A 791-nucleotide genomic window follows, 5' to 3' on the forward strand; every position below is an offset into this window, starting at 1 on the left:
CCTGAAAGCCCACACTGAGCGCCCGCCAAGCGAGTCCTGAAACGGGGGCAGCCTTGGCCGGACAGGGACAGGATGCCGAGAAAGTTCAGCTCCACTAAAAAACACCCCTCTCTTCCAGCAATGTCCGAATTCCACGTCATTCAACAAGGACAGGACCTTGTCGATCCACGCCCAGGAACAGTTGGATGCGATTGCCTACGACTGAACATCCGGCCGCGCAAACGCTTCGACAGGAAATGTCCGATCGAAGCCATGACCAAAGCAATGGCATTATGATGCGATGCACCCGCCTCAACCCAGCAACCGCGCTGTCTTCAGCTCCTGCAATCGCCTCTCACATTGCCGAGCTTTTTTAATGGCACACCACTTCCAATGGCGCGCCAAATCCTTATACTCAGGCTTGGTTGTCAAGGGTTACGCCCAAGAATTGGGGCATACCTCTAAAAACCGACACGTATCATCAGGAGCTTCAAGAAAGAGCGAAGGAAACGCGCAGTTCGAAGTAGAGCCTGTGAACAGGCCCAGCGAGCCAAGACTCCAGCCACAACGCTCAATCTCCCTCCTTCTTTCCTTGCAGCACTTGAGTACAGCTTCCACACCCGGAATCTCCGGAGGCTTTCGCCTGCACGAAAACCAGGGTTTCACCTGTCCTCAGGATCAGACGTCAAATCCTGGGGCGGTAGCGTGCCTGAAAGCCCACACTGAGCGCCCGCCAAGCGAGTCCTGAAACGGGGGCAGCCTTGGCCGGACAGGGACAGGATGCCGAGAAAGTTCAGCTCCACTAAAAAACA

At 55.5% G+C, this 791-nt stretch carries 1 pseudogene; it reads left to right on the forward strand.

The features are described from left to right. Window positions 1-145: 145 nt before the first annotated feature. Window positions 146-276, forward strand: a pseudogene (locus ACYVD0_RS17245) (IS30 family transposase); the annotation flags it as partial. Window positions 277-791 lie beyond the last annotated feature (515 nt).

The sequence above is a fragment of the Azotobacter armeniacus genome, from assembly GCF_054779355.1.